Here is a 3,880-nt window from a genome sequence, read left to right on the forward strand (position 1 = left end):
AAGCCCGTCGCGGGTTTCGTCCAGCATCCGCACCAGACCCAGCTGCTCGGCCCGGCTCGCCCTTATCCATTGTTCCAGACGGGGCACGGTACGCGGGACGATCACCGCACGCTTGTCGAAGGAAAGCACCTCGCAGAAGGTGTTGTACCCTCCCATGCAAACGACACCCTCCGCCCCGGCGAACAGTGCTTCCATGCGGCTGTCGAACCCGACGGAGCGGACGCGCCCGCCGAGCCTGTCCACGCGTGCATCGAATTCCTCTCTCACCTCGCCTGACAGGAATGGGCCGTAGACGAGCAGCGCATCGGGCGACAGGGTCAGGTCCTGTTCATAGGCGTCAAGCACGAGCGACACCATCGCGGCACCATCACCGCCGCCCCCGGGGGTCACGAGGACATAGGGGCTGTCGGGCACTTCGCCTGTGTCGACCTCTTGCCGGCGCAGGTAGCCCGTCCAATGCATCCGCGCCCGCGTCTCGGGGGCCAACGGCAGGCCTTCGGTCGGGTCATGCACGTCCCGTACGCCATAGACCCAAAGTTCATCGTAAAGTTTGTCGGCTGCCGTCACCGCCCCTTTGCGGTGCCATTCCGCGGCCAGAACCTCCGGCTCATCCAGCACGTCCCGTAGGCCCAGCACCGTCCGTGTCCGCCCGCGGATGCGCAGCCATTCCAGCGTGGGGAGCAACTCCCCCCGAAAGCCGGTGGGTTCCTTGTCGACGATCAGCAGATCGGGTTCGTATTGTTCGATAGCGGTCTGGATCAGCCCCGCCCGCAGCGATGTGGTATCGTCGATATCAAGGCCGAGCGTCTGGCTGACATAGCTGCCATCGGTCAGTTTCGTGACGCCCGGAAGGCGGATGTGATCGACGCGCTCGGGAAAGGTGAACCGCCCGGCCACCGGGGAGCCCGTCAGGATGATAGCGGATGTCGTGTCATCCTGCGCGGTCAGAGCCGTGGCGAGGGTGCGGGACCGGCGCAGATGCCCAAGACCGAACGTATCGTGGCTGTAGAACATGACCCTGCGGCGTGCCGAGCCGTCCGTTCCCTGCCTCGACCCCCATCGTCCCATCTGCCGGTCCTTTTCGTGCAACTATGTGGTGTTTGGCCGGGGCCGGCGCGCGGGATTTTTCCCGTTGATTTCTGTTTAATGGGTTCGGGCCCTCGGGGCAAACCTCCAATCGCCGGGTGCGGGAAAACAGGCTCCAATTGCAATGTGGCAGGGGGTGACTTAGCCTGACGCAACATTTTGTAGCGGGGCCTCATGCGCATCATCTATTTTCTTTGCGTAGCAGTCGCCCTTTTTCTGGGTCTTTCGGTGCAGTCGGCCAAGGCGCAGGGGCTGACCGCACTGCTGCCGGGGGCCTCGACTTCGACGGAAGAAACCGCTGATGCACCCCCCCCCGCCACCATAGAAGAAGTCATGCGCGAAGCTGCCCGCAACGGGATCGGCATTCTGGTCATCGATGCCGAGGGCAACCTGCGGCCCCCCGCCACCCCGCCCGAGGGGGCGGTGCCGCTGGATGAGGTGGTACAGGAACACTCCGCCCTCATGAACCTGCAGGACAGGGCGACCCGGTTCCGGGCGGCCCTGTTGGAGCGGCTGGTGGACCTGCCCAACGCTTTCAACGAAGTGCTCTATATCCTGCGTGCCGCATCGCCTGATGGCACGCTCTGGGTTTTCGCCAAGACATTGCTCCTGAGCCTGTTGATGCTTTCCATCGGGGTGATCGCGGAACGGGAGATCTTTGCCAAGCGCATTGCGCGCAAACGTGTGCTCGCCCGGGTGAAAGAGAATCCGCAGGGTTATTCGGAGAAAATGCCCTTTCTGCTTTACCGGTTCATGCTCAGTGTTGTGGGGATCATCGTTTCCATGGTTGTGGCCTATATCGTCGGCTACAGCATTTTCGGCACGCTCGAGGATACGGCGATCCAGTTCACCGTCACGCTGATCAACATCGGCTATTTCATCTGCCGCTTCGTCGCGAGCCTGTGGCGCATGATCCTGTCGCCCTACCTGTCGCAATACCGGATCCCGGCGCTCAGTGACCGCGACGCGACGCGACTGCACCGGTGGCTTTGGATGCTGGCCACCTTCGACGTCTGCGCGATCCTGTTCGGGATCTGGATCGGTGAGCTGGGCCTGAACTACGATGTCTACGCCTTCCTCGCCTCCATGCTGTCGGCGGGGATCGTGCTGATGAACATCTTGCTGGTACTGGTCAACCGCCGGGCAATTTCGGGGGCCTTGCAGAACGGTAGGCCAATGGAAGAGTGCAGCCTGGTGACCCGGACGCTGGTGCGCATCTGGGCGCCGACGGTGATCATCTACGTCCTGTTCGCGTGGGTGGAGCTGACCTACGACCTGGTGCTGGCGAACCCCAGTTCCATACCGCTCATCGCCGGGGCCTATGGCATCCTTGTTTCGATCATCGTCGTCTACGGCGGCATTAGCTATGTGATCGAACGGTATTTTTCCCGCGCCCGGACGCTGCGGCGGCTCAATGCGCAGCGCGAAGAGGCGCTGGCCCGCAAGGCTGAAGAGCAAGGCCTTGCCGACGCTGCATCGGGTCCCCCGCCCGAAGGAGCGGCGCCCGACCCGCAGGCGGCCCGCCTGTCACAGGGCCAGCGACATTCCCTGAACAGTTTCGAGGCGCTGGCCCGGCGGGTGGCCGGTATCCTTGCCTTTGTCGCGGGGGCCTATGCCTTCTTCTATATCTGGGACAACGAAAGCGCCCGCATGGCCGAAAGCTACGCGGACCGGCTGCTCGATATCCTCGTGATCGTGTTCATCGGCTACGTTGTCTACCATGCTTTCCGCATCTGGATCGACAGCAAGATCGAGGAAGAGATCGGCGACCTTGAGGAACCGGAGCCGGGGGACGAGGGGGGCGGCTCCTCCGCGACCCGTCTGGCGACATTGCTGCCGTTGTTTCGCAACGTGGTGCTGATCGTGGTGGTGGTGACCATCCTGCTCATCGTGCTGATGGAAATCGGGGTCAATGTGGGCCCGCTCTTCGCCGGGGCAGGTATCGTGGGCATCGCCATCGGCTTTGGCAGCCAAGCACTCGTGCGCGACATCTTCGCCGGTGCGTTCTTTCTGTTCGACGATGCTTTCCGCAAGGGCGAATACCTCGATGTGGGCGGGGTGAAGGGAACGGTGGAAAAGATCTCCGTCCGGTCTTTCCAGTTGCGTCACCATCTGGGCTATCTGCACACGATTCCGTTTGGTGAACTGCAGGTTATGACCAACTTTTCACGCGACTGGGTCATGATGAAGCTGCCCCTGCGCGTCACCTATGACACCGACGTTGAAAAGGTGCGCAAGCTGATCAAGAAGCTCGGGCAGGAATTGCTGGACGATCCGGTGATCGGAGAGAATTTCATCCAGCCGCTCAAGTCACAGGGTGTGATCGAAATGCAGGACAGCGCCATGATCATCCGTGTAAAGTTCATGACCAAACCCGGCGATCAATGGCTGGTGCGCAAGCGTGTATACGAAGAGATCCGCGCCCTGTTCGAGCGCGAGGGCATCCGTTTCGCGCATCGCGAAGTCACGGTGCGGCTGGCGGACGGCAAACTGGAAGAGCTGAGCGAAGAGCAAAAGCGCGCGGTGACGGCTGCGGCGCAGGCATCATTTGAACAGGAGGAAGCGGAAGAGCCGGAAGGCCCGGTGGGGGATGACCGCTGACGCGGTTGAAGGGCGGGGGGGCAGAGCTATCTGCGGAGCAGGTTATTTCACAGCAAGGAGACAGTCGCATGTCTATTTCCCGCCGCCAGTTCTTCGTCACCTCCGCCGCCGCCGGTGGCGTCGTGACGCTTCTGCCTTATGCAGCCCTTGCCGCCGCACATACCGGCAACACGTTCGAGACCGATGCCGGCGA

2 protein-coding genes are annotated in these 3,880 nt (G+C 62.3%); one reads left to right on the top strand and one right to left on the bottom strand.

What is annotated here, in order from left to right:
* On the bottom strand, positions 1 to 1,068 hold a 1,068-nt coding region (locus A3764_RS19975; protein ID WP_067952012.1), incomplete at its 3' end, for a glycosyltransferase family protein.
* Between the two features lie 192 nt (positions 1,069 to 1,260).
* On the opposite strand from A3764_RS19975, the gene A3764_RS19980 reads away from it, so the two are divergent.
* On the top strand, positions 1,261 to 3,687 hold the full coding sequence (locus A3764_RS19980; protein ID WP_067919858.1) for a mechanosensitive ion channel family protein: 2,427 nt from the start codon (positions 1,261 to 1,263) through the stop codon (positions 3,685 to 3,687).
* Positions 3,688 to 3,880 lie beyond the last annotated feature (193 nt).

It is taken from the genome of Sulfitobacter sp. HI0129 (assembly GCF_001635395.1).
Taxonomy (GTDB): Bacteria; Pseudomonadota; Alphaproteobacteria; order Rhodobacterales; family Rhodobacteraceae; genus Sulfitobacter.